A 26,653-nucleotide genomic window follows, 5' to 3' on the forward strand; every position below is an offset into this window, starting at 1 on the left:
TTCTGACGGAAGGACTGAGACGGGGATTGATCAATTTGTCGGAGCTGGCGCGCCAGCTGCAGCCGCAGATCGAGAGCGATCTGTGGAAGCCGGTGGGGCAGGCGGCCGTGGTGATGGCGCTGCGGCGCGTGGCCGAACGGTTGCCGGAGCAGCCTAGCCGGGGAATCTCGCTGGTGCACAAAACCGGCGAGCTGACCACCCGCACGGAGCTGACCGAATACACGTTCCGCCACTCCGACAGCATTCACGAATGCCACCGCGAGCTGCTGGCCAAGGCCGAGCCCCTGCGCGGCGCCTTCGTGACGGTGACGCGCGGCGTCAACGAGGTGATGGTGATCTGCAGCCGGGTGCTGATGCCGGTGGTGGAGGAGGTGTTCGCCGGCGAGCGGCTGCTCGCGCGGCAGGACGATCTGAACGCCGTGACCTTGCACCTCAATCCCGACACCAGCCGCGAGCCGGGCATCTACCACGCCATCCTCAAGCAGCTGGCGTGGGACAAGATCAATCTGGTCAACATGATCTGCACCTACACCGAGCTGACCATCCTGCTCAAGCAGGAGCAGACCGGCGCGGCGTTCTCGGTGCTGTCACGGCTGGTGATGCACTAGCCTTATTGGGCTATTTAATTCGCCACTTATTTGGCTACTTATTTTGCCAACTGTTCGCGCACGCGGGCGATGGCCTTGCGCACCTGGTTGGGCGCGGTGCCGCCGACGTGGTCGCGCGCGGCCACCGAGCCCTCGAGCGTCAGCACGGCGAACACGTCGTCCTCGATCAGGGCCGAGTAGGCGCGCAGCTGGTCCAAGGTCATCTCGGACAGGTCGATTTTTAAATCGTCGCAGGCGCGCACCGCGTGGGCCACGGCTTCGTGTGCATCGCGGAACGGCAGGCCCTTCTTGACCAGGTAATCGGCCAGGTCGGTCGCGGTGGCGTAGCCCTGCAGCGCGGCGGCGCGCATCGCCTCCGGCTTGACGCTGATGCCGCCGGCCATGTCGGCGAAGATGCGCAAGGTGTCGACGACGGTATCGACGGTGTCGAACAGCGGTTCCTTGTCTTCCTGGTTGTCCTTGTTGTAGGCCAGCGGCTGGCCCTTCATCAGGGTCAAAAGGCCCATCAGGTGGCCGTAGACGCGGCCCGTTTTCCCGCGCGCCAGTTCCGGCACGTCCGGGTTTTTCTTTTGCGGCATGATCGACGAGCCGGTGCAGAAGCGGTCGGCGATGTCGATGAAGCCCACGCGGGGGCTCATCCAGATCACCAGCTCCTCGGACATGCGCGACACGTGCGTCATGATCAGCGAGGCGGCGGCGGTGAATTCGATCGCGAAGTCGCGGTCGGACACGGCGTCGAGCGAGTTGTGGCAGACATCGTCGAAGCCCAGCGTCGTGGCCACGCGCACGCGGTCGATCGGGAAGGTGGTGCCGGCCAGCGCGGCGGCGCCCAGCGGCAGGCGGTTGACGCGCTTGCGGCAATCGAGCATGCGCTCGGCGTCGCGGCCGAACATCTCGACGTAGGCCAGCATGTGGTGGCCGAAGGTGATCGGCTGCGCCACCTGCATGTGGGTGAAGCCGGGCATGATGGTGTCGGCGTTCTTCTCGGCCAGGTCGGTCAGCGCGCCGCGCAGGGCGCCGAGCAGTTCGACCACGTCGTCGATGGCGGCGCGCACGTACAGGCGGATGTCGGTGGCCACCTGGTCGTTGCGGGAGCGGCCCGTGTGCAGGCGCTTGCCGGCGTCGCCAACCAGTTCGGTCAGGCGTTTTTCGATGTTCAGGTGGACGTCTTCCAGGTCGAGCAGCCATTCGAACTGGCCGGCCTCGATCTCGGACGAGATTTGCGCCATGCCGCGCTCGATCTCGGCGCGGTCGGCGGCGCTGATGATGCCCTGCGCGGCCAGCATCTCGGCGTGCGCCAGCGAGCCCTGGATGTCGGCCTTGGCCAGGCGTTTGTCGAAGAAGACGGAGGCGGTGTAGCGTTTGACGAGGTCGGAAACAGGTTCGTTGAAGCGGGCCGACCAGGCTTCGCTCTTTTTGGAAAGTTGTGCGGTCATAGTGGTGGGGTGGTTTTCGCGGTATTGGTGTCAATTGTCAGGACGGATTATAAACCGTCAACTGCTCAAAAATATGTCATTATTGCTATTTTGGCCACGTAAAACATGACTAGCCTGCAGATCAGCACGGACAAGGGGCAACTTGACGTCCCCTTGATTTACCAATTCCTCAGTGAGCAATCGACGTGGGCGATCGGCATGCCGCGCGCGGTGCTGGAGCGGGCCATCGCCAATTCGCTGTGTTTCGGGGCCTATCTGGACGGGCGCCAGGTCGGCTTCGCGCGCGTGGTGACCGATTGCGCCACCTTCGCCAACATGGTCGATGTGTTCGTGCTGCCGGAGCACCGGGGCCGCGGTTACAGCAAGCGCCTGGTCGGGGCGATCGTCGCGCATCCGGATTTGCAGGGCTTGCGGCGCTTCACGCTGGCCACCTTCGACGCCCACGGCCTCTATGCGCAGTTCGGGTTCACGCCGCCGGCGCGGCCGGCGACCTTGATGGAGCGCTATTGCCCCGATGTCTACCGCAGCTAGCGTCGTCGAGGGTTCACGTAGGGCGGATTAGCGCAGCGTAATCCGCCACGCTCCGCCAGCGGCTCATACATGGCGGATTACGCCTTCGGCTAATCCGCCCTACGTGTTTTAGATCGTGTTTAGATTGGCTCTTTGGCCTACTGCCAGTTCATCAGCACCGGCGGCACCAGCAGCGCCAGCGCCATCACCGCGTAGATCAGCTGCAGCGGGATCATCCACTTGGCCCAAGTGATCCATGGTACCCGCGCCAGCGCCAGCACCCCCACCGTGATGCCCGACGTCGGGATCATCGGCGTGGTCAGCTCGCCGAACTGGAACGCCAGGATCGCGGTCTGGCGCGTCACGCCCACCAGGTCGGCCAGCGGCGCCATGATCGGCATCGTCAGCGCGGCCTGGCCGGTGCCGGAGTGGATGAAGAAGTTGATCACCGTCTGGATGCCGAACATCTTCCATGCCGTGAAAATGGGGCTGGACGATTGCACCAGCGGCGTCAGGCCGTGCAGCATGGTGTCGATGATCTGGGCGTCGCGCGCCAGGATCATCGTGCCGCGCGCGAGCGCGATCACCAGCGCCGTGCCGACCAGGTCGCGCGCGCCCTGGATGAAGCCATCGACGATCTGTCCCGAGTCGAGCCGGCCCACCAGGCCGATCACCACGCCCATGGTCAGGAACAGCGCGGCGATTTCGTCGATGTACCAGCCGTAGTGCACCACGCCGGCCACCATGATGGCCAGCGAGCCGGCGAAGATCCACAGCACGCGCTTGTGGCGCGCGGTCATGCCGTGCAGTTCGCCCAGGCCTTCGGGGCGCTCCTTGCGCTTTTCCAGGTCCAGCGCGTAGGTCGGGCTCAGTTGCGGATTCTTTTTCACGCGCGCCGCGTACCACATCAGGAAGCCGGCCGTGATGGCGGTGGCGATGGTCCAGGCGATCAGCCGGTAACCCCAGCCCGAGAACACCGGCACGCCGGCGATGCCCTGCGCGATGCCGACGTTGAAGGGGTTGAGGAAGGCGGCGCCGAAGCCCACCTGCGAACCGAGGAAGGGGATCGATACGCCGGTGATGGTGTCATAGCCTAGCGCCAGCGCCAGCGGCACGAAAATGAGGATGAACGGTATGGCCTCCTCGTTCATGCCGAAGGTGGCGCCGCCCAGCGAGAACAGCGTGACGAACACCGGGATCAGCGCCTTCTGGATGAAGGCCGAATCCTTGTGCGCGCGCGCCAGCGCCTTGATCATCGCGTCGACCGCCTCGGTCTTTTGCAGCACCGCGAAGGCGCCGCCGACGATCAGCACGAAGCCGATGATCTGCGCCGCCTCGACGAAGCCCTTGATCGGCGCCTTGAGCAGCGCCACCACACCCTGCGGCGCGCTGGGCACGTAGTGGAAGCTGCCCGGCACGATCAGCTGTTTGCCGTCGACCAGGTGGGTGTCGTATTTGCCGCCGGGGACCAGCCAAGTGGCGGCGGCGATCAGCGCCAGGATGATGAACAGCAGCACGAAGGTGTGCGGCAGCTTGAATTTTTTTGTGGTCATGGAAGCGGCGTCGTGGGGATTGTTTTATTGGCTCAGCAGATCGCCGGCGCGGTAGGCCTTGGCGCCGGCCACTTTGCCGACGTTCATTCCGCGCAGCACGTGGCGGTGGGCGCTGCGGGCGAAGAACACGCCGGCCACGCCGGCGCGCACCACCGTCGTTTCGCCGCTGACCGGGTCGATCAAATCGGCGATGGCGTCGCCGGGCGCGACGCGCTCGCCCAGGTCGCGGGTGTAGACCAGCACCCCGGCGTGCGGCGCGTACAGCGGCTCGACGCCTTCGAGCGGCGTGGCCTCGCACAGCGGCACCGGCAGCGGCCCGGCGGCGATGGCGGCGGCGCCCATGCCGCTGCCGTCGTCGCGCAGCACGCCGCTCAGGGCCAGGAAGCGCAGCAGGCCGGCGGCGTCCTTCCCGGCCAGGTCGTAGCTGACCTCCATCTCGCCGCGCAGCTCCACGGTGGTCGACAGGCAGGCCGCCGGAATCGGGTATTTGCCCTCGAAGTGGCGCTCCAGGTCCCACCACAGGCGGCTGCAGGCCTCGTCGAACGGTTCGCCGCCGGCCTGGTAGGCCAGCAGCAGCGCGTGCGCGCCCATGATGGCCGACAGCGGCGCGATCGCCTCGGCCAGCGGCGTGCCGGCGTAGATGTGCATCACGGCCTCGTTATCGCAGTGCAGGTCGAGCACGATGTCGGCGTCGACCGCCATCGTCATCAGCGCTTTTTTCAAGGTGTCGGCGTCGGTCGACGGGCGCCAGTCGGCGATCGAGGCGCGCGCGTGCTCGCGGATCAGGCGCACGTTGGCGTCGGCGTCCTGGCCCAGCAGGCCTTCGAGCGATTTTTTCAGGTCCTCGAACACATGCTTGTAATTGCGGTTGAAATTGACGCCGGTGGTCAGGTCGAAGCGGCCGAAGGCGGCGCCGTGGATCGCCTGCGCCAGCCCGATCGGGTTGGCCGCCGGCACCAGGATGATTTCGCCGGCGATCTGGCCGGCCGCCTCCAGCGCGAGCAGCCGCTTGCGCAGGAACTGCGCCACAAGCATGCCCGGCACCTCGTCGGCGTGCAGCGAGGCCTGGATGTAGGCCTTTTTGCCGGCGCCGGGGGTGCCGAAATGCAGGCTGGTCAGTTCGAACGCGGTGCTGCTGTGGGGGCCGGAGAGGGGGTGTTTTTGTACGTGCATGATGGTCTGGCAGGCAAGGTTGACGGTGGCGACGACGGTGACGATCAGCGGGCGCCCGGGGCGTGGCCCGCGCGCCGATCGTCGCCTAACGCTTGAGTATGTAGCACTATTTTCACAAAGTAAATCGTTCGGGCCGAATCGGACGGCGCTTTCTTGAGTTTTCCGCCCGATATGCGTACAGTTAGTTGATTGGAATTATTTACATATAACACAACAACCCGCAGAGAGAGAATTATGGCTGAATTGCACGGCATGCGAATTTCCACGATGGCGCGCTCGGTGCGCCGCGCGATCGGTCTGGGCGCGGTGATCGGCGTGCTCGGCCAACCCGGCCTGGCGCTGGCCCAGGACGCGCCGGCGGCCGACACCGCAGCCGCCAAGCCGATGCCCCGGGTGGAGATCACCGGCTCGGCGATCAAGCGCATCGAGTCGGAAACCGCGTTGCCGGTGCAGGTCATCACCCGCGAGGAAATCGACAAGGTGGGCGTGACCACCGCCTCCGAAATCCTGGCGCGCCTGTCGGCCAACGTCGGCGGCCTGACCGACGGCGCCAGCATCAACGTCGGCGGCGACCAGCGCGGCTTCAACAGCGCCAACCTGCGCGGCATCGGCACCTCCTCGACCCTGGTCCTGCTCAACGGCCGCCGCATGGCCAATTTCGCCTCCCCCGGCGACGACACCGGCGTCGACCTCAATAACATCCCGGCCGCCGCCATCCAGCGCGTCGAAGTGCTGCTCGACGGCGCCTCGGCGCTGTACGGCACCGACGCCATCGGCGGCGTGATCAACTTCATCACCCGCAAGGACTACCAGGGCGTGGAGCTGAACGCCTACGGCCTCAAGACCGACGAGGGCGGCGCCGGCAAGCGCAAGGCCAGCATCACGGCCGGCTTCGGCGACCTGGCCAAGGACGGCTTCAACGTGTTCGCCGTGGCCGACGTGCAGAAATCGAACGCGCTGAGCACCTCGCAGCGCAGCTTCATCGGCGACCTGCGCGTGCCCGAGCGCCTGCCGCACCTGCTGTCCGGTTACACGTCGCCGGCCAACATCCGCCTCTCGAGCGCACAGCGCGACGAGCTGCAGGAGCAGAACTTCCTCATCAACGGCAAGCCGATCACCAACCGCACCATCAACCCGTCCGTGCCGACCTGCGCGGCGCCGGCCAATCTGTACCTGCCGGCCGGCATCGGCGGCATCGACGCCTGCACCTACGACTACATGCGCGACACCGAACTGTTCCCCAAGTCGGACAAGACCAACCTGCTCACCCGCGGCGTGCTGCAGATCAACCCGAACACCCAGCTGTACGCCGAGGTGGCCATCAGCCACTCGAAGACCTGGTACATCGGCTCGGGCGCGCGCGCCGACGACGCCGAAATCGACTACAAGAAGATCCCGGCCTTCGCCGGCTTCACGCTCTCGCCCGAGGAGGACGCCGATCCGGACGCGCCCGTCACCGTCGGCCTGCGCATGCGCATGAACGAGGCCGGCCGCCGCGCCACCGAGTTGACCAGCGACAGCCAGCGCTACGTGGTCGGCCTGACCGGCACCGCCAACGGCTGGGACTACGACGTCGGCCTGAACCACAGCGTCAACAAGGTCAAGGACCGCGACACCCACGGCTACCTGTTGAAGGACAAGATGCTGCAGGGGATAGCCGACGGCCTGATCAATCCGTTCGGGCCGTCCAGCCAGGCCGGCGTCGACTTGCTCAACAGCATCCAGGTCGACGACGTGCCCCGGCGCGCGCGCGGCACCATGGATTCGGTCGACTTCAAGCTCTCGCACACGGTCGGCACCCTGGCCGGCGGCGACGCCGCGCTGGCCGTCGGCGGCGAATACCGCCGCGAGCGCACCAGCTACGCGCTGTCGGACCTGTACTTGAGCGACAACATCAACAACGATTCGGCGCCCGAGGAAGAGCGCGGCAACAGCAACAGCCGCAAGGTCAAGGCGGTGTTTGGCGAGCTGCTGCTGCCGTTCACCAAGCAGTGGGAGGCGCAACTGTCGGCCCGCTACGACCACTACCAGATCGTCGGCGGCGCGGCCAGCCCCAAGGTCGGCATCAGCTACACGCCGACCAAGACCATGTTGTTCCGCGCCTCGGCCGGCCGCGGCTTCCGCGCGCCGTCGATGAACGACCTGTACCGCGCCACGATACATAGCCAGACGGCCACCTTGCCCGATCCGCTCGCCTGCGCCGTCGAGGACGCCACCTTGGCCGATTGCGCCGACAACTGGAGCACGCGCCGCTACTCGAACGCCAACCTCAAGCCCGAGCGCAGCCGCCAGTTCTCGACCGGCATGGTGATCCAGCCGAGCAAGAACGCGTCGATGACGATCGATTACTGGAACATCAAGCGCACCGACTTGATCAGCGAGATCGGCGACGACATCATCCTCGGCAACCTGGCCAAGTATGGCAACCTGGTGCACCGCGACGAGGACGGCGTGATCGACTACATCGAACTGCGCAAGGAAAACCGCGGCGCGCAGAAGGCCTCGGGCATCGACGTCATCCTCGACTACAACGGCGTGCGCACCTGGGCCGGCAATTTCGGCGGGCGCCTGTCGGGCACCTACGTGCTCAACTCGAAGATCCAGAACGACAACAACGATCCGTTTGTGAGCAACCTGGGCCGCTTCGTCACCGACGGCGTGGTGCAGCGCTGGCGCCACACCATCACCTTCGACTGGGACAAGGGACCGTATTCGGCCTCGCTGTCGAACACCTTCTCGAGCGGTTACCACGACCAGAACTCGGCCATCAACACCGACGACGGCACCGTGGTCGCGCCCAACGACGTCAGCTCCTACTCGCTGTGGGACCTGTCGGGCGCCTGGCAGGTGAGCAAGGCGTTCAAGCTGCGCGCCGGCATCCAGAACCTGTTCGACAAGGCGCCGCCGTTCTCCAACCAGGCGTACTTCTTCCTGTCCGGCTACGATCCGACCTACACGGATCCGCGCGGGCGCCGCTTCTTCGCCAGCGCCAGCTACGCCTTCAAATGAAAGCCCCCCACAATGTAATACATGCTTAAGTAATTGATTGGTATCATCTGTATTACCACGGCGCCGCGCGCAAGCCCCGGCGCCGGTTTCATCATTGGAAGGGCAACATGAAATTTACAGGTTCTACGTTCCAGCGCCTTTGCATGCTTTGGCTGCTGGTGTTCGCCGGCGTCAGTGCGCATGCGGCCCAGGGAGCGGCCGCCACGTCGTCGGCCAAGGCGCAGTCGGGGACCAAGGCCAGCAAGCCGGCCAAGGCGGTGCCCCCGCCCAAGCCGGTGCTGGCGCCGCCGGCGGGCAACCTGGTCATCATCGGCGGCGGCCTGCGCGCCGACAACGCGGAAGTCTGGCAGCGCATCGTGCAGCTGGCCGGCGGCCGTGGCGCGCGCATCGGCGTGTTCGGCTCGGCCTCGATCAATCCGGAAAAATCGGCACAGAACACGGTCAACAAACTCAATCAATATGGCGCCCAGGCGTTCTTCATTCCGCTCGGCGTGACCCTGCCCAACAGCGATTACCGCAAGGCCGCCGAGGACCCGGAGGTGGTGGCGCTGATCCACTCGGCCACCGGCATCTATTTCACCGGCGGCGACCAGGCCCGCATCACCAAGGCGCTGGTGCGCCCGGACGGCTCGCGCACGCTGGCGCTGGAGGCGGTGTGGGACGTGTACCGCGACGGCGGCGTGGTGGCCGGTTCCAGCGCCGGCGCCGCGATCATGAGCACGACCATGTTCTACGACGCCAAGGCGACCCTGGACATGCTCAAGCAGGGTGTCACCGACGGCAACGAGATCGCGCCGGGCCTGGGCTTCATCGGCGACGACGTCTTCGTCGACCAGCATTTGCTGGTGCGCGGCCGCTTCGCCCGCATGATCCCGGTGATGTTGAAAAAAGGTTATCAGATCGGCCTGGGCATCGACGAGAACAGCGCGATGGTGGTCAACGCCCGCCGCGACGTGGAAATCATCGGCTACAGCGGCGCGCTGCTGCTCGATCTGTCGGCGGCGATCACCGACCGCGGCATCAAGGGTTTCAATATTAGCAACGCCACCATCAGTTATCTGGACCGGGGCGACAAATTCAACCTGGTGTCGCGCGAATTCACGCCGTCGGCCGACAAGGCGGACAACAAGCTCGATCCCAATCAGCCGGACATGCGCGGCACCGTCTACACCAACGACATCCTGGGGAACAACGCGGTGCTGGACCTGATGGTGAACCTGATCGACAACGCCCAGCAGGAAGCCATCGGCATCGCCTTCGGCAATCCGCGCGACTCGTCGCCGGACCTGGGCTTCGAATTCCGGTTCAGTAAAACGATCAACAGCGTCGGTTACAGCTCCACCGAGGTGGAGGCGTATTCGGTGCTCAAACTGAGGATGGACATCCGGCCGATCCAGCTGCAGCAGCCGCTTTACCGATACCGGTAGCGGGCAAATCGGGTTATATTTGAAGGGACGGCGCCAACAGCGCCGTCCCTTTTTATTTTGGGAGTCGGCCACCATGCGCACACCGGGCACCATGTTGAAGCACCTGATCGGGGCCGTCCTGATGCTGGCCGTTCCGCTGGATGCCGCCGTGGCGGCGCCGGCCGCCCCCAAGGGGTCGCTGGTGATCATCGGCGGCGGCCTGCGGGGCGACAACGCCGACGTCTGGCAGCGCATCGTCGCGCTGGCCGGCGGGCAGGGCGCGCGCATCGCGGTGCTGCCGTCGGCGGCGGCCGATCCGCAACGGGTGGGCGACATGATCGTCGCCCGTCTCAATGGCTACGGCGCGGCGGCCTTCATGGTGCCGCTGGCGGTGCGCCTGGCCGGCAGCGATTTCCGCCAGGTGGCCGAGGATGGCGAGCTGGCGGCGGCCGTGCGCGGCGCCGGCGGCGTGTTTTTTTCCGGCGGCGACCAGTCCCGCATCACGCAGGCGCTGGTGCGCGAGGACGGCAGCCGCAGCGCGGTGCTGGAGGCGGTGTGGGACGTCTATCGCAACGGCGGCGTGGTGGCCGGCGATAGCGCGGGCGCCGCCATCATGAGCAGCACCATGTTTTACTCTCCCAATTCGGTGTTCGGCACCTTGCGCGCTGGCGTCAACGACGGCCGCGAGATCGCGCCCGGCCTGGGCTTCATCGGCGACGACGTCTTCGTCGACCAGCACCTGCTGGTGCGCGGGCGCTTCGCGCGCATGATTCCGGCGATGCTGAAAAAGGGCTACAAGTTCGGGCTGGGCATCGACGAGAATACCGCGATGGTGGTCGACAGCCGCCGCAACGTGGAAATCGTCGGCCACAAGGGCGCGCTGCTGATCGACCTGTCGCGCGCCACCACCGATGCGGCCAGCGCCGGCTTCAACGTTTCCAACGCGGTGATCAGCTACTTGGACCGGGGCGACCGCTACGACCTGGCCTCGCACACCTTCACGCCTTCCGAGGCCAAGGCCGGCGGCCGGCTGCGGGCGGAGCACGCGGTGCTGCGCCAGCCGGTGTTCTCGCCCGATATCCTCGGCCGCAACGCGGTGGTGGAACTGATGGAAAGCCTGATCGTCAACCGCCGCGTCGAGGCGATCGGCATCGCCACCAGCGGGCCCCAATCGCTGCTGCCGGAGCTGGGCTTCCAGTTCACCTTCAGCAAAACGCGCGACAGCGTCGGTTACGCATCGGCGTCGGCGGCGGCGCAAAGCTACTCGATCCTCAACGTCCGGCTGGACATTCGCCCTCTCGACATCGGGCAGTCGCTGACGACGCAAAAAAACTAGCTGGAGGTGGAGGGGAGGGGCGCTAAAAGTGGCTTTTACTAATTGCCGCTAATCTTCGCTAACCTTTACTGGCCTGTGCTATTCCTTACTAAAGTTGCCGTGCGCGACGCTAAACCATACTAAATTTCGCGGCCACTGGCCCGGCGACAACCTAAAATAGCGGTCACGTCTTTAACCGTTTGCCAGGAATCCCATGAGTCTCTTCTTTCACTCCCGCCGCTTTGTCTCTGCGCTGATATTGGCGCTGTCCGCCGGCGTTGTTCCCGCATTGGCCGCGGCGCCCGCGCCGGCCAGCCAACCGGCCACCGTTCGTCTCGACTACATCCACAGCGGCAACGCCCTCAACGAACAGTACGCGATGGAGCGCGTGGTGATCGAGCCGCTGCCGTGGCCAGGCGACATGCGCCGCACCATCGACGATACCAATCGCGGCAACAACCTGGTGGAGGTGGTCGACGCCACCTCCGGCAAGCTGCTCTACTCGCGCGGCTTTTCAACCGTCTTCGCGGAATGGGCCAGCACCGAGGAAGCCGGCAAGACCAATCGCGGCTTCCAGGAGTCGGTGCGCTTCCCCAAACCGGACAAGCCGGTGAAGGTGCGCATTCTCAAGCGCGACGAGCGCGGCGCCTTCTCCGTGGTGTGGACCGCCAGCGTCGACACCGACGCGATGGATGTGGTGCGCAAACAGGCGTCCGCGCCGGCCAAGCCGATCGGCATCCGCGTCAACGGCCCGTCCAAGGACAAGGTCGACCTGCTGATCCTGGGCGACGGCTACACGGCCGGCGAGATGAAGAAGTTCGAAGCGACCGCGCGCCGCCTGGCCGATCATCTGTTCAACACCTCGCCGTTCAAGGAGCGCGCCAAGGATTTCAACGTCTGGGCGCTCGCGTTGCCGACGCAGGAATCGGGCGTGTCGCGTCCATCGACCGGCGTGCATCACGCCTCGCCGCTGGGTACGCGCTACGACATTTTCGGCAGCGAGCGTTATGTGCTGACGACCGACAACCGCGCGCTGCGCGAACTGGCGCAGAACGCGCCGTATGAATTCATCGAGATCCTCGTCAACAACGACACCTACGGCGGTGGCGGCATCTTCGGCCAGTTCAGCACAGCGGCGGCCAACAACGATTGGGCCAACTATCTGTTCGTGCACGAATTCGGCCACCACTTCGCGGGACTGGCGGACGAGTACTACACCTCGCCGGTGGCCTACGCCACGGGCGGCGCCACGCGCCAGGAACCGTGGGAGCCGAATGCGACGGCGCTGCACGATCCGGCCAATGTGAAATGGAAGAAGTTCGTCAAGGACGGCACGCCTTTGCCGACGCCGTGGAAGAAAGACGAATACGAGGCGGCGTCGCGCGCGTATCAGAAAGAGCGTGTCGCGCTGCGCCAGGCCAACCGTCCCGAGTCGGAGATGAGCGCCTTGTTCCACAAGGACCTTCAGCAGACCAATGAACTGTTCTCGCGCGATCCGCACCGCCATGTGGTGGGCGCCTTCGAGGGCGCGAACTACGAGGCCAAGGGATATTACCGCCCCGAGATGCAGTGCATCATGTTCGACCGCAGCGACAAGTTCTGTTCCGTGTGCGCGGACGCGATCGGCACCATCATCGACCTGTACTCGCGGCCCCGAAGCGAATAATCGCGTTTAGTACGGTACCGTACAGAGCTCATCGGCTCGGGTTGCTATTCTGGATACGTGATCTGGCGCTTCTAAACAAGAGCGCAACGCAGGCAAGGCCAAAGGCCTTGCTTTAATAAGATAAGAACGCATCCAAATTAAACTTGAGAGGAAATATCATGAGCAAAATCATCGCTACCCTGATCGCCGGCCTGTTCGCAACCGCTGCCTTCGCACAAACGCCTGAAGTCACCAAGGCACAGCAAGAAGCCAACAAGGACGTCGCCAAGGCTGAACAGAAAGAACTGAAAGTTGACGCCAAAGCCGACAAAAAGGCCAACAAGGCCGTCGCTAAAGCCAACCAGACCCACGACGAAGCCCAGGCTAAAGTGAACGTGGAAGCCGCCAAAGCGAACGAAAAAATCGCCAAGGCAGATCCGGAAGACAAAGCCAAAGCCGCCGCAAAAGGCGAAAAGAACATCGCTAAAGCCGAAGAAAAGGCCAATAAAAAGGCCGTGAAAGCCGACGCCAAAGCGATCAAGGCAACCGTTGACGCCACCGAAGACAAAGCGCTGGCCGCCAACAAGACCGACGCGGTGAAAGCCAAATCGGCTGCCGAAGTCAAAGAAGCCGCCGCCAAGCATTAATTAGCGTGCAATAGAAAAAAGACGGGCTTGCCCGTCTTTTTTTTCATCCTGAAATCCGTCAATCCGGGGTCAGGTCCACCAATTCTACACGGGCCGGACAGTAGACGGAGCATGCATCCGCCTAAAGCCGAGTTCGTGTAGAAATGGTGGACCTGACCCCGGAGTTGCAGTTAGACGATAGGTGTCAGCGACGTTGGCTTGATCTTCGTCGCCAGCGCTTTGCCTTTGCGTGCGCGTTTGCCGAAGTGGACCGCCAGGGCCGATGCCGACAGGCGCTCTTCCTGCGCCTTGCCCCCACGTCCGATGCCGGAGACGATCACGCCTTTTTGGCTGATCGGCTTGGCCGCGATCAAAGTCTCCTTGTCGTCCAGTTCCATCAGGATGACGCCTCGGCCGCCGTTGGTCAGCACCTTCATTTCGTCCATGCCGAACACCAGCACCCGCGCGTTGGCCGACAAGACCGCGACCGCGCTGGCGCCTTCCGCCACCACCGCCGGTGGCAGCGGTACGTCGCCTTCGTCCAGCGTGACAAAGGCCTTGCCGCCCTTGATGCGGCTGACCATGTCGCCGGCCTTGGCGATGAAGCCGAAGCCCGCGCTGGTGGCCATCATCAGTTGCGTGGCGGCCGGACCGGCGAAGTAATGCTGGATGCGCGCGCCGGAAGCCAGGTCGATCAGCGTGGTGATCGGCACGCCGTCGCCGCGCGCGTTGGGCAACGCGGCCACGGGCACCGAGTACACCTTGCCGTTGCTACCGAAGGCGAGCAGGTTGTCGACCGTGCGGCATTCGAACGCGCCGTACAGCGTGTCGCCCGCCTTGAACGTGAATTGCGTGGCATCGTGGCCGATGCCGGTGCGCGCGCGTATCCAGCCTTTTTCCGAAATGATGACGGTGACCGGTTCGTCCACCACCTTCTGTTCGACTACGGCCTTCTGCGCTTCTTCGATCAAGGTGCGGCGGGCGTCGCCGTATTGCTTGGTGTCGGCTTCGATTTCCTTGATGATGGCGCGCTTCATCGACGATGGATTGTCGAGCAGGTCCTGCAGCAGCTGCTTCTCTTTGCGCAGTTCGGCCAGCTCCTGCTGGATCTTGATCGCTTCGAGCCGCGCCAGTTGGCGCAGGCGGATTTCCAGGATGTCTTCGGCCTGGATGTCCGACAGGCGGAAACGTTCCATCAGCGCCGCTTTCGGTTCGTCCGAGTTGCGGATGATGTGGATCACTTCATCGATGTTCAACAGGATGGTCTCGCGGCCTTCCAGGATATGGATGCGCGCGTCGACCTTGCCCAGCTTGAATTTGGTGCGGCGGGTGACGGTGGTGAAGCGGAAGTCGATCCATTCCTGCAGAATCTCGCCCAGGCCCTTTTGACGCGGACGGCCATCGCCGCCGATCATCACCAGGTTGATCGACGCCGACGATTCCAGCGACGTATGCGCCAGCAGCATCAGCATGAATTCCGTCTGATCCTGGTTCTTCGACTTCGGTTCGAACACCAGGCGCACAGGCGCCGCCCGGCCCGATTCGTCGCGAATGGTGTCGAGCGAGTTGAGGATCAGCGACTTGAGCGCCAGCTGTTCCGGCGACAGCGCCTTCTTGCCCATCTTGATCTTGGGATTGGTCAGCTCTTCGATCTCTTCGAGCACCTTCTGCGACGAGGTGCCCGGCGGCAGTTCGGTGACCACCGCCTGCCACTGGCCGCGCGCCAGCTCTTCGATCTTCCAGCGCGCGCGCACCTTCATGCTGCCACGCCCGTTGGCGTACATTTCGCTGATCTGCGCCGCCGGCGTGATGATCTGGCCACCGCCCGGGAAGTCCGGGCCCGGCACCAGCGCCATCAACTCGCTGTGCGAGATCTTAGGATTGCGGATCATGGCGACGGCCGCCTGCGTGACCTCGCCCAGGTTGTGCGACGGGATTTCCGTCGCCAGGCCGACCGCGATACCGGAGGCGCCGTTCAGCAGCACCATCGGCAGACGCGCCGGCAGCAGGCATGGTTCCTCGGTCGAACCGTCGTAGTTGGCCTGGAATTCCACGGTGCCGAGATTGATCTCGTCGAGCAGCACCTTGGCGATCGGCGTGAGCCGCGCCTCGGTGTATCGCATCGCCGCCGCGCCGTCGCCGTCGCGCGAGCCGAAGTTACCCTGGCCGTCGACCAGCGGATAGCGCAGCGAGAAGTCCTGCGCCATGCGCACCATGGCGTCGTACACCGACTGGTCGCCGTGCGGGTGCAATTTACCCAGCACGTCGCCGACCACGGTGGCCGATTTGCGCGGCTTGGCGGTCGGGTTCAGGCCCATTTCGTTCATCGCGTACAGGATGCGGCGCTGCACCGGCTTCTGGCCGTCGCACACGTCCGGCAGCGCGCGGCCCTTGACCACCGAGATGGCGTAGTCGAGGTAGGCGCGTTCGGCGAAGGTGGACAGGGTCAGCGTTTCGCCGCCGTCACCGCCATCGCCGCCGTCGGGTGGACCGTCGCCGTCGCCGCCTTGTGGCGGAACGGGAGGCACAGGGGGCTGCGGCGGCTGGCCGGCTTGGGTCGGCGCCACTTGGGTCTCGTCGAATAAATTAGCTTGGGTAGACATGGTGCCTGCTTAATTAATAATGTTCGGTCTTTCTGAGCGATTTGCCCAGGCTGACGATGATGAAAATCGCCACAACGAAAAGGCTCCATTGGAGCAGAATCGCGTGCGGCTGGGTTTGAAATTGCAGCTGTTTTCTGTCGGTGAGCGCAAGTGCGCACAGCACCGACAGTGGGATGGAAAACACGGGGGCCGCGCTCATGCGCGTCAACAGCATGCCGGTAAAGCACATGATGCATGCCAGCAGTTGTGTCACCGGCAGCGGCAGCAGATGCAGGGCGATGCAATAGTATAGCGCGGCGCCGGCGGCCAACCAGGTGCCGCGCGCCAGATTGAGCGCGCGTGCCGTCCATCCGGTGGCGCGGTACAGGGCGGCGCCGCCGCGCAACGCTTGCGCACCGATACTGATAACCGCCAGCAGGATCACCAAAAAATGATAGCCTGGATAAAGGTCCTCCTGCAGCCAGTACGAAAAAACCAGGCCGGCCACCGCGACGAACACGTAGTTTTTCTTGGACAGCACGTGCGGCTGGACCAGCAGGCCATTGATCGCGCACACACCGAACACCATCCCGAGCGCCCATTGCAGCGGCGCCGGAGGCTGCGCAACGAGCAGCAGCAGCGTGCCCGCGAAGACCTGCGTCAGCCAGGCCAACTGCCACTTGATACCGGGGCGAAGGCAATACAACATGCCGACCAGCGCGGCATTGGTCCATTGGCGCACGCGCGGCAGACCGCCCGGGGTGACTTTGAACGCCCACCAGGCGAACAACGAGAACGACACCAGCGCGCTCAGACCGAAGGAGATTGCGTTTTGCGTGTCGCGCCCGGGGCTGTGGGCCGGCGCCAGAAAACCGGCCGCGTTCAACGCTATCTGGACGCCAGCATACATTAACCACGCCACGAAGAGCGAATAGACAGCGGTACTGATGTAGTACCTGGTGTGGTCGGCCTTGTGCTGCCACCAATCGACCACCTCGTGGTTTAGTTCATAGCGCAACAGTTCCGGATGACGGTTGCGGATCTCCCATAACATCGAGCGCATTTCGCGCATGAAGGCGGCGCGCCGGGTGAGGATGGTGCGTGACGGCGGCGTCCTGGCCATCAGGGCGCGCAGTGGGGCGCTCTGCCCCATCTGCTGGCGCAGTTCCATTAGCGAATAATAAGCGCGCAAGCGGCCGATGGCGTGTTGCGCCGCATTGGCATCGAGACGTTCGAGGTGCGCGGCGTCCTGATTCCAGCGAAAGTGGCTGGCCAGCTCGATTCGCAGGTCGGGACGGCATTCCTCGGTGGCGCAGTGCCGCACCGCCGAGAATTCGAATGCCTCGGCGATGGCCAGATTATCGAGCTTTCCGCTGGCGCGCAGGGCGGCCAGTGCGACCGCCGGATCGCGGCGGCTTTCGGCCAAAAACTCCTGCCACAATTCGTCACCCTGCTGCCAGGCGTTGAATTGTGCGAGGACGTCGGGTTTGTCGTGCGAAGCGCGGTCAATGACGATGACGGCTTCGGACGCATCGTCTCTGTCGGCGGTCGCAGATGCCGTACAAACCTGCTGCGGGGGCAACGCGTCGACATAAGGGGTGTCGCGTTTCGGCTCGGCTTCCGCGATCTCGTTCCGATCTGGTTCGGCATCTTTCGCGGATAAATGTGGCGCGATACGCAACGCCTGCTGGTAGGCGTCATTGAGTGCCTGGAACGCCACCGGATCGTCTTCCGGACGTGTAATTTTAATCAGACGCGCATAGGCGCGTTTGATGCCGCGTTCGTCGGCCGTCGGCGCGATGCCGAGCAGGTCCCAGACGTTGCCGTGGCTACGCATCACAGATAGCTCTCGCCATCGACCTGCCGGAGCGCCTCGTCCAGCACAGCGCGCGCGGCGCGGATCGTGTCCGGATCCTGGGTCTCCAGCGCCGCCTGAAAAGCGCTCGCATGCCGCGCCACGAAATCGCGCACGGGCCCGAGGGATTCCTCGTACAGGCGGTCGGCCTGCGCCAGCAGCGTGCGATGGGCGATTTGATCACGCGGGTGAATCTTGATCGCGGCCAGTTCCACCAGGCGTTGCGCTATCTCGGCGGCTGTCATCACACCGGCGTTCTCGGTGATCACGATTTGGTGGCGCTGCTGAGTGCCGACGACGGTCGCTTCGGCTTCGAGCACCCCGCTGATGTCGTAGGTGAAGCGCACTTCGATGGCCACTTCGCCGGCCTTCTTGGACGGGATCGGGAAATTGAGCTTGCCGAGGAATACGTTACCGTTCACCATGCGCGACTCGCCTTGGTAGATTTCCACCTCGATCTCTTTCTGATTGTCGGTGGTGGTGACAACCGTCTGTGACCGCGATGCCGGTACCGTGGTATTGCGCTCGATGATGGGCAGGTAGTGTCCGGACTCATGCCGCGTCGGTCCGATGCTACGGGCGACGTTAATGCCCATCGAGTAGGGGGCGACATCGGTCATCACCACCTCGTCGAGCGCGGCGTCGCGCATCTTGAGCCCCGCCTGCACGGCCGCGCCCAGCGCGATGGCTTCGTCAGGATCGACGTGGTTGGCGGGGAAGCGGCCGAACATGCGCGAAACCAGCTTGCGTACGATAGGCATACGGGTCGCGCCGCCGGCCAGCACCACCGTGTCCAGTTCGGAGGCACGGATGGTGGCATCGCGCAACGCCCGCTCGACCGGGGCCCTCAGCCTCGCCATCAGCGGTTCCGACAGGTCGGCGAACATGTCCTCGTCCACCTCCCAACTGAAATCGCGGTCGTTCAGGTGCACAGCGATCACGGTGCTGGGTTGCGCCGACAAGGCGCGCTTGGCGCGTTCGCATTCCGCCAGAACGCGCTGGCGCTGGCGGGGATCGAGCGGCTGGCCGCGCATGGCTTCCAGCAAACCGCTACGTTCGAGAAAAGCCTGATACAACGCGGTGACGAAATCCTCGCCACCGAGGAAGTTGTCTCCAGCCGAGGCGCGCACTTCCATCACGCCGTCGAACAGCTCCAGGATCGAGACGTCGAAAGTACCGCCGCCCAGATCGAAGACGAGGAATTTCGATTCCTGATCCTTGTCGCGAATGCCGTAGGCCAGTGCCGCGGCGGTGGGTTCGTTGAGCAGCCGTTCCACCTTCAGGCCGGCGAGCTGTCCGGCCGCCCGCGTGGCCTTGCGCTGGGCATCGCTAAAATAGGCAGGCACGGTGATGACGGCTTCCTCGACCGGATGGCCGAGGTAGGCCTCGGCGTCTTCCTTGAGCGCGCGCAGCACCATGGACGACAGTTCTTCCGGGCGGAAGTCACGCCGGCCCAGCGAGATCATCCGTTCGCTGCCCATATAGCGTTTGAAGATGGAGGCGGTCATCTGCGGGTGGGTTTGCAGCCGGTCGCGCGCAGCTTTGCCCACTAGTAGGGTACCGTCTTCGTCGAGGCTCACGCACGACGGCGTGAGGTGTTCACCCAAAGCGTTGGGGACGATATGGGACCGGCCGTCGCGCCAGACGGCGACCAGACTGTTGGTCGTCCCCAGGTCGATCCCGATGATCATGTTAGATGTCCGCCTCGGCTTCGTTGCCGTGTTCTTCGATCCACGCGCGGCGGGCGGCGGCTTCGCCTTTACCCATCAGCATATTGAAGCGCGCGGCCGATTCGCCGTGGGCGAAGGCGCCCAGCGAGACAGGCAGCAGGCGGCGCGTGTCCGGATTCATCGTCGTTTCCCACAGCTGCTCGGCGTTCATCTCGCCCAGGCCTTTGAAGCGGGAGATCGCCCAGGCGCCTTCCTTCAGGCCGTCCTTGCGCAGCTTGTCCTCGATGGCCACCAGTTCGCCCGGATCGAGCGCGTACAGCTTCTGGATCGGCTTCTTGCCGCGCGCCGGCGCGTCGACGCGGTACAGCGGCGGACGCGCGATGCAGATATTCCCGTTGGCGATCAGGCCGGGGAAGTGCTTGAAGAAGAGCGTCAGCAGCAGCACCTGGATGTGCGAGCCATCGACGTCCGCATCGGAGAGGATGCAGATTTTGCCGTAGCGCAGACCGGACAGGTCGGGCGTGCTGTCGGCCGTGTGCGGGTCGACGCCGATGGCGACCGAGATGTCGTGGATCTCGTTGTTGGCGAACAGGCGGTCGCGGTCCGTTTCCCACGAGTTGAGCACCTTGCCGCGCAGCGGCAGGATGGCTTGGAATTCCTTGTCGCGGCCCATCTTGGCCGAACCGCCCGCCGAGTCACCCTCGACCAGGAACAATTCGGTGCGATGCACGTCGGTCGATTCACAGTCGGTCAGCTTGCCCGGCAAAACGGCCACGCCGGACGACTTCTTCTTCTCGACTTTTTGCAGGGAGCGCAGGCGCGACTGCGCCTGTTTGATGACCAGTTCCGCCAGCTTTTTGCCGTAGTCGACATGATGGTTCAGCCACAGTTCAAGCGCAGGCTTGGAGTAGGTCGACACCAGGCGCACGGCATCGCGCGAATTGAGGCGTTCCTTGATCTGGCCTTGGAACTGCGGGTCCAGCACCTTGGCCGACAACACGAACGAAACGCGCGCGAACACGTCCTCCGGCAGCAGCTTGACGCCCTTGGGCAGCAGCGAGTGCATCTCGACGAAGTTCTTCACGGCGCCGTACAAGCCGTCGCGCAGGCCCGATTCGTGGGTACCGCCGTTCGGCGTCGGAATCAGGTTGACGTAGGATTCACGCACCACCGCCCCTTGCTCGGTCCACGCCACCACCCAGGCCGCGCCTTCGCCCTCGGCGAAGCCTTCGGCGTCCGGGCCGGCGAACTGCGCGCCCTCGAACAGCGGGATCAGGGTCTCGCCGTCGGTCGATTGCGCCAGCGCCTCGGTCAGGTAGCCGCGCAGGCCGTCGTTGTACTGCCAGGTTTGCGATTCGCCGGTTTTGGCGTTGGCCAAGGTGACGGTCACGCCGGGCAGCAGCACCGCCTTGGAGCGCAGCAGGCGCTGAAGCTCAATCTGCGAGATGACGGGCGAGTCGAAATACTTGGCATCCGGCCAGGCGGTGACGCGGGTGCCGGACTTTTTGCCGTCGCGCGGCGCGACCACGGAGGACAGGGGCTCGACCACGTCGCCGTGCTCGAAGGCCAGCTTGTGCAGGCCGGTGCCATCGGGTTCCTTGCGCCAGACGGTGATCTCCAGGCGCTTGGACAGCGCGTTGGTGACCGACACGCCGACGCCGTGCAGGCCGCCCGAGAAGGCGTAGGCGCCGCCCGAACCCTTGTCGAACTTGCCGCCGGCGTGCAGGCGGGTGAAGACGATTTCCACCGTCGGCACGCCTTCTTCAGGGTGCAGGCCGACCGGGATGCCACGGCCGTCGTCTTCGACGGTGATGCTGCCATCGGCGTTTTGCGTGACGATGATGTTCTTGCAATGGCCGCCCAGCGCCTCGTCGGAGGCATTGTCGATCACTTCCTGGATGATGTGCAGCGGATTTTCGGTGCGGGTGTACATGCCCGGACGTTGCTTGACTGGTTCCAGGCCCTTGAGGACCCGGATGGATGATTCGCTGTAGTCGGAAACTGGTTTTTTAGTGGCCATACGTTCAAGCTTGTGATTTTAATACTGGGTTTATGTACAGTTTTAGGCGTTCGTTTGCGTATTCTATCCTCAACCGGGTGCGATCGAGGTCTAAAACGGGACAAAAAATAGCTGCGGGCCAATTTATACACGATGTTTACAACGGCAGCGTGACTTTTTAGACCGTTTTTACGGTCGCCTCGATAAGCTGATTCGTATCGCAACGATCAATCAGGAGTTCGATATGCACGCCTTTTTCCATACCCGGTTCGCCCCGCGCCGCTCGATCTGGTCCCTCGGCGCCCGCAGGCGCACGTCCGCGCCGGTCGTCGCGCGGTCCTGCGTGATGCAGCTGACGGTCGATACCGGCGCCGTGACGGCGCTGCGCCAGGTGGTCATGCGCCTGTGCGGTGATTCGCTGGAATTCATGCGCATCGAGGCCTGCGAGCATGGCGCGCGCATGAAAGTGTGGCTGTGCGTCGGCACGGCTATGGTGGCGCGGGTGATGGAAGCGGTGATGCGGTCGCTGCCCGGCGCCGAATTCGGACGCTTCGTCGAACGGCCGGCGCCATGATCGTCGCGGTCCTTTAGCCCAATTTCGTCAACCACTGAAAGAAAGAACCGCACCATGAACAAATTACTACTCGTCGCCGCCATCAGCGCCGCTTTCGCCTGCGGCCATGCCCGCGCCGAGGATGCCGCGCCCGCCGTTGTCGCCAAGCCGGATAATGAAACCAGTTTCAACGCCGCCGTGGTGTCGGACTACCGCTATCGCGGCATTTCGCAGACTCGCCTGAAGCCTGCGCTGCAGGGCGGCTTCGATTATGTGAACAATCCGACCGGCCTGTATGCCGGCGTCTGGATGTCTACCATCAAATGGACCAAGGATGCGGGTGGTGATGGCGATGTCGAAGTCGATATCTATGCGGGCAAGCGCGGGCAGGTCGGCGAGGCCGTGTCGTACGACGTCGGCGTGTTGACATATGTGTATCCGTCCAACGACCTGAAAAACGTCCGAGGTTTCGTCAACGCCGACACAACCGAGATTTACGGACAGCTTGGTTATGGACCTGCCTATATTAAGTACTCGCACGCGGTGACAAACCTGTTCGGCTTCGTCGACAGCAAAAACAGCGGGTATGTGGATATCGGCGCGAATCTCGACGCTGGCGATGGCTTTACCGTCAATCTGCACGCCGGGCACCAGAAGGTGAAGCACAACGAGGCGTCGAATTACACAGACTGGAAGCTTGGCGCGACCAAGGACTTTGGTGTAGTGACCGGCGCGCTGGCGGTGATCGGCACGAATGCCGGCAAGACGGCCTACGCCTCGCCGGCGAACGGCAAATTCCTCGGCAAGACGGCTTTGCAGCTGACGATCAGCAAAGTCTTTTAATCATACTTAGTACCCAACCCGCAAATCCGGGCAAGGGTCGTACCCATGGGGTACGACCCTGCGACGGTTTGGGGTTCGACGGTGTACGCCCCGGCCATGTGCGTGAGGCGGATCACGCGCGGAATACTTCGCGGTACAGGTGCCGCACCTCCGGCGCACACAGCACGTTGGCGGTCTTGTACATCGCCGGCTCCAACTCGCTGTGGTGCGAGTGATACGCCCCTTTCTCGTCCAGGATCAGCATATCCGCCAGCCGCGCGCCCGGCAGCTGCGCCACAAACACCAGCACACACCCCGTCTGATGCGCCGACAGCGGCACGCTGCCATGCGCCACCGTCACCAGCACGCGCACGCCCGGATTGGCGCGTTGCGCCTCGCGCAGCCGCTCAAGCAGCGCCGCGTGATTGGGCCGATCGAGCTCCTTGCGCCGCAGCAGCGCCACGATCACACCGGCCCGAGCCAGCGCCGCATCCGCCTTGGCGCGCGCCGAAGTGGATGATGCCCCCGAATCCGCGAACCAGGAGGCATCTACCACCAAATCATCGTAAAGCTGCGGATCGTAGGCGCCGGGATCGGGGCAGACGAGCAGCACGCGGTTGCCGGCGGCCACCCGCAGCAGCGCCAGTTCCTCGGCCAGGTCGGAGACATCCCGATTGCCGTCCATGCCGGTCAGCGCAACGATCATATAACCTCCGCCGCGGCAATACCGGCACCTGCAGCCGGCCGCGACGCAGCCTCCGAACGATAAACCGGAATGTCGTCCAGCTCCTCCAGCGCCGCCGCGATGCCTAGCTTGCATTGGGTGCTGGCCGGCGTCATCGGAAGGCGCAGCTCCTCGCCCATGCGTCCCTGGATCGACAGCGCGGCCTTGAGCGGAGCAGGATTCGGTTCCGAGAACAGCAAACGAATGACCGCCAGCAGCCGGTCGAACAGATCGCGCGCCTCCGTCAGCCGCTGCGCGCGCACCAGATCGCACAGGCGCACATACAGGTCGACGCGGATATGCGCGGCGGCCGAGATGGCGCCATGGCCGCCGCCGCACAGCGCGGCGAACAGCAGGGCATCGTCGCCGCATAGCACCGACAGCGGGGTGCGGCGCACCAGCTCCGTCATCTGCTGCAAGCTGCCGCCGGCTTCCTTGATGCCGATGAATTGCGGGTTGACGGCCAGCCGGCGCGCCGTGGCCAGTTCCAGGTTGACGCCGGTGCGCGCGGGCACGTTATACAGCACGATCGGCTGCGCCGTGGCGTCTGCGATGGTCTCGAAGTGGCGCACCAGCCCGTCCTGCGATGGCCGGACGTAGGCCGGCGTGGAAACCAGGTAGCCGGCCAGCCCGGAGTCGTCGAAGCGCAGCGCCTTGCCGGCGGCGGCGAAGGTGTCGCTGCCGCCGATGCCCATCAGGACCGGGCAGCGCTTGTGCGCGACTTCCAGCACCGCCGCCAGCGCGGCGTCCTGCTCGTCGATGTCCAGCTGTGACGCTTCGCCGGTGGTGCCGCAGACCACCAGGCCGTGGGCGCCTTGCGCTATGAGGCCATCGGCCAGGTTCTGTAGAACGGTTAGATCGATTTCGCCGTGGTGCAGCGGCGTGGCCAGCGGCACCCAGATGCCGCGAAGGGAGGTAAGCATGATCTTTTCAGGTAGTGGCAATGCTTAAAGCTTATGCCGACGCTTGTAAAAATTCTCTAAAGAGTCGGGCAGGAGACGTAAACAGCTTGTAAACGATGTGTAAGCGCGGAGCGGCAAAGCGATTTTTACGGTTTGTTTACACCCCCTCTCCAAGTCTTTACAAAATCTTTAGACCCTTCCCGCTAACCTTCCCAGTATCAAAACAAGACCTGTGAGGGTGTGATGGACATAGTATTTATCGGGGCGATGGTGGTGTTCTTTGCCGTGACCGTGGCCTTTGCCGCCGGTTGCGACAAGCTGGGAGGCCAGCCATGAGCCTCTTCTACGTGATCGGCGCCGCCGCCGCCGCCGGACTGCTGGTATATCTGATCGTGGCGCTGCTGAAAGCGGAGGAGCTGTGATGACCCTGCAATCGACCATTTTGCTGCTGGTGTTCCTGGCCGCCGTCATCGGGCTGGCTTACCCGCTGGGCGTCCTGCTGGCGCGCGTCGGCGACGGCGGCGCCGTCCCCGGCATGGGCTGGATCGGAAAGATCGAGGCGCTGCTGTACCGCGCGGCCGGCATCGCCGGCAAGGACGGCAAGCCCGAAGGCCAGAACTGGAAAGCTTACGCCGTCGCCCTGCTGGCGTTCAACGGCATCGGCGCGCTGGCCGTCTACGCGCTGCAACGCCTGCAGGCCTTCCTGCCGCTCAATCCCCAGGGCTTGGCCAACGTCAGCCCCGACTCGTCGTTCAATACCGCCGTCAGCTTCGTCGCCAACACCAACTGGCAGGGCTACAGCGGCGAACAGACCATGAGCTACCTGACCCAGATGCTGGCGCTGACCGGCCAGAACTTCTTCTCCGCCGCCACCGGCATGGCCGTCGCCTATGCGCTGATACGCGGCTTTTGCTCGCGCTCGGCCAAATCGATCGGTAACTTCTGGGTCGACGCCACCCGTTCGACACTGTATGTGCTGCTGCCTCTGTCGCTGCTCCTCGCCGTGTTCCTGATGGGGCAGGGCGTGATCCAGAACTTCTCCGCCTATAAGGAAGTGACCCTGCTCGATCCGGTTACTTACACGCAGCCCAAAGTCGGCGCCGACGGCCAGCCACTGAAGGACGCCAAGGGCGAGCCGCTCACCGAGACGCTGACCGCCAAAACGCAAACCATCGCCATGGGACCGGTCGCTTCGCAGGAGGCGATCAAGATGCTGGGTACGAACGGCGGCGGATTCTTCAACGCCAATTCGGCGCATCCGTATGAGAACCCGACGCCGCTGACGAATTTCATGCAGATGCTGGCCATCTTCCTGATTCCCGCCGGCTTGTGCTTCGCTTTCGGCCGCATGGTCGGCGATCAGCGCCAGGGCTGGGCGGTGCTGGGCGCGATGACGTTGCTGTTCGTCGTCACCACGGTGGTGGTGCTGGGCGCCGAGCAGCAGGCGCATCCCGCGCTGCAGGCGATGCACGTCGACCAAGCCATGAGCGCGCTGCAATCGGGCGGCAATATGGAGGGCAAGGAGACTCGCTTCGGCATCAGCGCCTCCGCCTTGTTCGCAGCCGTGACGACGGCAGCCTCCTGCGGCGCGGTCAACGCCATGCACGATTCGTTCATGCCGATCGGCGGCATGATCCCGATGCTGTTGATCCAGTTCGGCGAGGTGATTTTCGGCGGCGTCGGCTCGGGCCTGTACGGCATGCTGATCTTCGCCATCATGGCCGTCTTCATCGCCGGCCTGATGATCGGCCGCACGCCGGAATACCTGGGCAAGAAGATCCAGGCTTACGAAATGAAGATGACCTCCATCGCCATCCTGGTGACGCCGACCCTGGTGCTGGTCGGTACCGCCATCGCCGTCATGACGGACGTCGGCAAGGCCGGCATCGCCAATCCCGGCGCGCATGGTTTCTCCGAGATCCTGTACGCGTTCAGCTCCGCCGCCAACAACAACGGCAGCGCCTTCGCCGGGCTGTCGGCCAACACGCCGTTCTACAACAGCATGCTGGCCGTGGCGATGTGGTTCGGCCGCTTCGCGATGATCGTGCCTATCCTGGCCATCGCCGGCTCGCTGGCGGGCAAAAACAGGCTGCAGGCCAATGCCGGCACGATGCCGACCCACGGCCTGATGTTCATCGGCCTGCTGTGCGGCGTGGTGGCGCTGGTCGGCGTGCTCAATTACGTTCCGGCGCTCGCGCTCGGCCCAGTGGTCGACCACTTGCAGCTGTTTGCAAAATAAGGAATCACCATGTCGCAGACTATACA

The 26,653-nt window shown here is 64.2% G+C and carries 20 protein-coding genes; 11 read left to right on the top strand and 9 right to left on the bottom strand.

Features of this window, described 5'->3' with window-relative positions; all coding sequences use genetic code 11:
• Positions 1 to 26 precede the first annotated feature (26 nt).
• Positions 27 to 608 carry a hypothetical protein gene (locus MRBLMU1_RS30865; protein WP_363510102.1) on the top strand — a complete coding sequence of 194 codons (582 nt, stop codon included), beginning with the start codon at positions 27 to 29 and terminating at the stop codon, positions 606 to 608.
• 38 nt (positions 609 to 646) lie between these two features.
• Here MRBLMU1_RS30865 and argH read toward each other — a convergent pair whose 3' ends face one another.
• The gene (gene argH / locus MRBLMU1_RS30870; RefSeq protein WP_363510104.1) at positions 647 to 2,044 is read right to left on the bottom strand and encodes an argininosuccinate lyase; all 1,398 of its coding nucleotides are present in this window, start codon (positions 2,042 to 2,044) and stop codon (positions 647 to 649) included.
• Positions 2,045 to 2,149: 105 nt separating this feature from the next.
• On the opposite strand from argH, the gene MRBLMU1_RS30875 reads away from it, so the two are divergent.
• A complete protein-coding gene (locus MRBLMU1_RS30875; RefSeq protein WP_363510105.1) occupies positions 2,150 to 2,575 on the top strand; it encodes a GNAT family N-acetyltransferase in 426 nt (141 codons plus the stop codon).
• A 137-nt stretch (positions 2,576 to 2,712) separates the two neighbouring features.
• On the opposite strand, the gene MRBLMU1_RS30880 is transcribed toward MRBLMU1_RS30875, so the two are convergent.
• Both MRBLMU1_RS30880 and MRBLMU1_RS30885 read right to left on the bottom strand, forming a co-directional pair.
• A complete protein-coding gene (locus tag MRBLMU1_RS30880) occupies positions 2,713 to 4,107 on the bottom strand; it encodes a YfcC family protein (protein WP_363510107.1) in 1,395 nt (464 codons plus the stop codon).
• Between the two features lie 24 nt (positions 4,108 to 4,131).
• Positions 4,132 to 5,280 carry a succinylglutamate desuccinylase/aspartoacylase family protein gene (locus MRBLMU1_RS30885; RefSeq protein ID WP_363510109.1) on the bottom strand — a complete coding sequence of 383 codons (1,149 nt, stop codon included), beginning with the start codon at positions 5,278 to 5,280 and terminating at the stop codon, positions 4,132 to 4,134.
• A 234-nt stretch (positions 5,281 to 5,514) separates the two neighbouring features.
• Here MRBLMU1_RS30885 and MRBLMU1_RS30890 point away from each other — a divergent pair, with 234 nt between their 5' ends.
• The 5 genes from MRBLMU1_RS30890 to MRBLMU1_RS30910 all read left to right on the top strand — a co-directional run bounded on the left by MRBLMU1_RS30890 (position 5,515) and on the right by MRBLMU1_RS30910 (position 13,302).
• The gene (locus tag MRBLMU1_RS30890; RefSeq protein ID WP_363510111.1) at positions 5,515 to 8,289 is read left to right on the top strand and encodes a TonB-dependent receptor; all 2,775 of its coding nucleotides are present in this window, start codon (positions 5,515 to 5,517) and stop codon (positions 8,287 to 8,289) included.
• A gap of 107 nt (positions 8,290 to 8,396) precedes the next feature.
• The gene (locus tag MRBLMU1_RS30895) at positions 8,397 to 9,716 is read left to right on the top strand and encodes a cyanophycinase (protein ID WP_363510113.1); all 1,320 of its coding nucleotides are present in this window, start codon (positions 8,397 to 8,399) and stop codon (positions 9,714 to 9,716) included.
• A 73-nt stretch (positions 9,717 to 9,789) separates the two neighbouring features.
• A complete protein-coding gene (locus tag MRBLMU1_RS30900; RefSeq protein ID WP_363510115.1) occupies positions 9,790 to 11,031 on the top strand; it encodes a cyanophycinase in 1,242 nt (413 codons plus the stop codon).
• Positions 11,032 to 11,224: 193 nt separating this feature from the next.
• Positions 11,225 to 12,676: an IgA Peptidase M64 gene (locus MRBLMU1_RS30905; protein WP_363510116.1), complete on the top strand. Its 1,452-nt coding sequence runs from the start codon at positions 11,225 to 11,227 to the stop codon at positions 12,674 to 12,676.
• 158 nt (positions 12,677 to 12,834) lie between these two features.
• Positions 12,835 to 13,302: a hypothetical protein gene (locus MRBLMU1_RS30910; RefSeq protein WP_363510117.1), complete on the top strand. Its 468-nt coding sequence runs from the start codon at positions 12,835 to 12,837 to the stop codon at positions 13,300 to 13,302.
• Positions 13,303 to 13,472: 170 nt separating this feature from the next.
• Here the strand turns inward: MRBLMU1_RS30910 and parC are convergent, their stop codons facing one another.
• From parC to MRBLMU1_RS30930, 4 genes are read right to left on the bottom strand one after another with little or no spacing between them, the layout of a single operon-like run.
• Entirely contained in the window at positions 13,473 to 15,884 is a 2,412-nt protein-coding gene (parC, locus tag MRBLMU1_RS30915) for a DNA topoisomerase IV subunit A (protein WP_363510119.1), read from the bottom strand.
• A gap of 13 nt (positions 15,885 to 15,897) precedes the next feature.
• Positions 15,898 to 17,703, bottom strand: a complete 1,806-nt coding sequence (locus MRBLMU1_RS30920) for a J domain-containing protein (RefSeq protein WP_363510121.1) — start codon at positions 17,701 to 17,703, stop codon at positions 15,898 to 15,900.
• Entirely contained in the window at positions 17,700 to 19,409 is a 1,710-nt protein-coding gene (locus MRBLMU1_RS30925) for a molecular chaperone HscC (RefSeq protein ID WP_363510123.1), read from the bottom strand. The genes MRBLMU1_RS30920 and MRBLMU1_RS30925 overlap by 4 nt, the downstream gene beginning before the upstream one ends.
• A 1-nt stretch (position 19,410) precedes the next feature.
• Positions 19,411 to 21,408, bottom strand: coding sequence for a DNA topoisomerase IV subunit B (locus MRBLMU1_RS30930; protein ID WP_363510125.1), 1,998 nt, complete (start codon positions 21,406 to 21,408; stop codon positions 19,411 to 19,413).
• A gap of 223 nt (positions 21,409 to 21,631) precedes the next feature.
• On the opposite strand from MRBLMU1_RS30930, the gene MRBLMU1_RS30935 reads away from it, so the two are divergent.
• Positions 21,632 to 21,961, top strand: a complete 330-nt coding sequence (locus MRBLMU1_RS30935; protein ID WP_363510127.1) for a hypothetical protein — start codon at positions 21,632 to 21,634, stop codon at positions 21,959 to 21,961.
• Positions 21,962 to 22,015: 54 nt separating this feature from the next.
• A complete protein-coding gene (locus MRBLMU1_RS30940; RefSeq protein ID WP_363510129.1) occupies positions 22,016 to 22,783 on the top strand; it encodes a TorF family putative porin in 768 nt (255 codons plus the stop codon).
• A gap of 112 nt (positions 22,784 to 22,895) precedes the next feature.
• On the opposite strand, the gene MRBLMU1_RS30945 is transcribed toward MRBLMU1_RS30940, so the two are convergent.
• Together MRBLMU1_RS30945 and dapA are read right to left on the bottom strand one after the other, a co-directional pair.
• Positions 22,896 to 23,468, bottom strand: a complete 573-nt coding sequence (locus MRBLMU1_RS30945) for a hypothetical protein (RefSeq protein WP_363510131.1) — start codon at positions 23,466 to 23,468, stop codon at positions 22,896 to 22,898.
• Positions 23,465 to 24,409, bottom strand: coding sequence for a 4-hydroxy-tetrahydrodipicolinate synthase (dapA, locus tag MRBLMU1_RS30950; RefSeq protein ID WP_363510133.1), 945 nt, complete (start codon positions 24,407 to 24,409; stop codon positions 23,465 to 23,467). The genes MRBLMU1_RS30945 and dapA overlap by 4 nt, the downstream gene beginning before the upstream one ends.
• Before the next feature lie 311 nt (positions 24,410 to 24,720).
• Between dapA and MRBLMU1_RS30960 the strand changes: the two genes are divergently transcribed.
• Entirely contained in the window at positions 24,721 to 24,810 is a 90-nt protein-coding gene (locus MRBLMU1_RS30960) for a potassium-transporting ATPase subunit F (RefSeq protein WP_090317198.1), read from the top strand.
• Positions 24,810 to 26,627: a potassium-transporting ATPase subunit KdpA gene (gene kdpA, locus MRBLMU1_RS30965; protein ID WP_363510136.1), complete on the top strand. Its 1,818-nt coding sequence runs from the start codon at positions 24,810 to 24,812 to the stop codon at positions 26,625 to 26,627. The genes MRBLMU1_RS30960 and kdpA overlap by 1 nt, the downstream gene beginning before the upstream one ends.
• Positions 26,628 to 26,653 lie beyond the last annotated feature (26 nt).

Source organism: Burkholderia sp. LMU1-1-1.1 (assembly GCF_040675865.1).
Lineage (GTDB): Bacteria > Pseudomonadota > Gammaproteobacteria > Burkholderiales > Burkholderiaceae_D > Rugamonas.

Bases quoted from the DNA above. Each gene is read 5' to 3' on its own strand.
- argH (WP_363510104.1), bottom strand. From the start codon at position 2,044: ATGACCGCACAACTTTCCAAAAAGAGCGAAGCCTGGTCGGCCCGCTTC.
- MRBLMU1_RS30875 (WP_363510105.1), top strand. From the start codon at position 2,150: ATGACTAGCCTGCAGATCAGCACGGACAAGGGGCAACTTGACGTCCCC.
- MRBLMU1_RS30880 (WP_363510107.1), bottom strand. From the start codon at position 4,107: ATGACCACAAAAAAATTCAAGCTGCCGCACACCTTCGTGCTGCTGTTC.
- MRBLMU1_RS30885 (WP_363510109.1), bottom strand. From the start codon at position 5,280: ATGCACGTACAAAAACACCCCCTCTCCGGCCCCCACAGCAGCACCGCG.
- MRBLMU1_RS30890 (WP_363510111.1), top strand. From the start codon at position 5,515: ATGGCTGAATTGCACGGCATGCGAATTTCCACGATGGCGCGCTCGGTG.
- MRBLMU1_RS30895 (WP_363510113.1), top strand. From the start codon at position 8,397: ATGAAATTTACAGGTTCTACGTTCCAGCGCCTTTGCATGCTTTGGCTG.
- MRBLMU1_RS30900 (WP_363510115.1), top strand. From the start codon at position 9,790: ATGCGCACACCGGGCACCATGTTGAAGCACCTGATCGGGGCCGTCCTG.
- MRBLMU1_RS30905 (WP_363510116.1), top strand. From the start codon at position 11,225: ATGAGTCTCTTCTTTCACTCCCGCCGCTTTGTCTCTGCGCTGATATTG.
- MRBLMU1_RS30910 (WP_363510117.1), top strand. From the start codon at position 12,835: ATGAGCAAAATCATCGCTACCCTGATCGCCGGCCTGTTCGCAACCGCT.
- parC (WP_363510119.1), bottom strand. From the start codon at position 15,884: ATGTCTACCCAAGCTAATTTATTCGACGAGACCCAAGTGGCGCCGACC.
- MRBLMU1_RS30925 (WP_363510123.1), bottom strand. From the start codon at position 19,409: ATGATCATCGGGATCGACCTGGGGACGACCAACAGTCTGGTCGCCGTC.
- MRBLMU1_RS30930 (WP_363510125.1), bottom strand. From the start codon at position 21,408: ATGGCCACTAAAAAACCAGTTTCCGACTACAGCGAATCATCCATCCGG.
- MRBLMU1_RS30935 (WP_363510127.1), top strand. From the start codon at position 21,632: ATGCACGCCTTTTTCCATACCCGGTTCGCCCCGCGCCGCTCGATCTGG.
- MRBLMU1_RS30940 (WP_363510129.1), top strand. From the start codon at position 22,016: ATGAACAAATTACTACTCGTCGCCGCCATCAGCGCCGCTTTCGCCTGC.
- MRBLMU1_RS30945 (WP_363510131.1), bottom strand. From the start codon at position 23,468: ATGATCGTTGCGCTGACCGGCATGGACGGCAATCGGGATGTCTCCGAC.
- dapA (WP_363510133.1), bottom strand. From the start codon at position 24,409: ATGCTTACCTCCCTTCGCGGCATCTGGGTGCCGCTGGCCACGCCGCTG.
- MRBLMU1_RS30960 (WP_090317198.1), top strand. From the start codon at position 24,721: ATGAGCCTCTTCTACGTGATCGGCGCCGCCGCCGCCGCCGGACTGCTG.
- kdpA (WP_363510136.1), top strand. From the start codon at position 24,810: ATGACCCTGCAATCGACCATTTTGCTGCTGGTGTTCCTGGCCGCCGTC.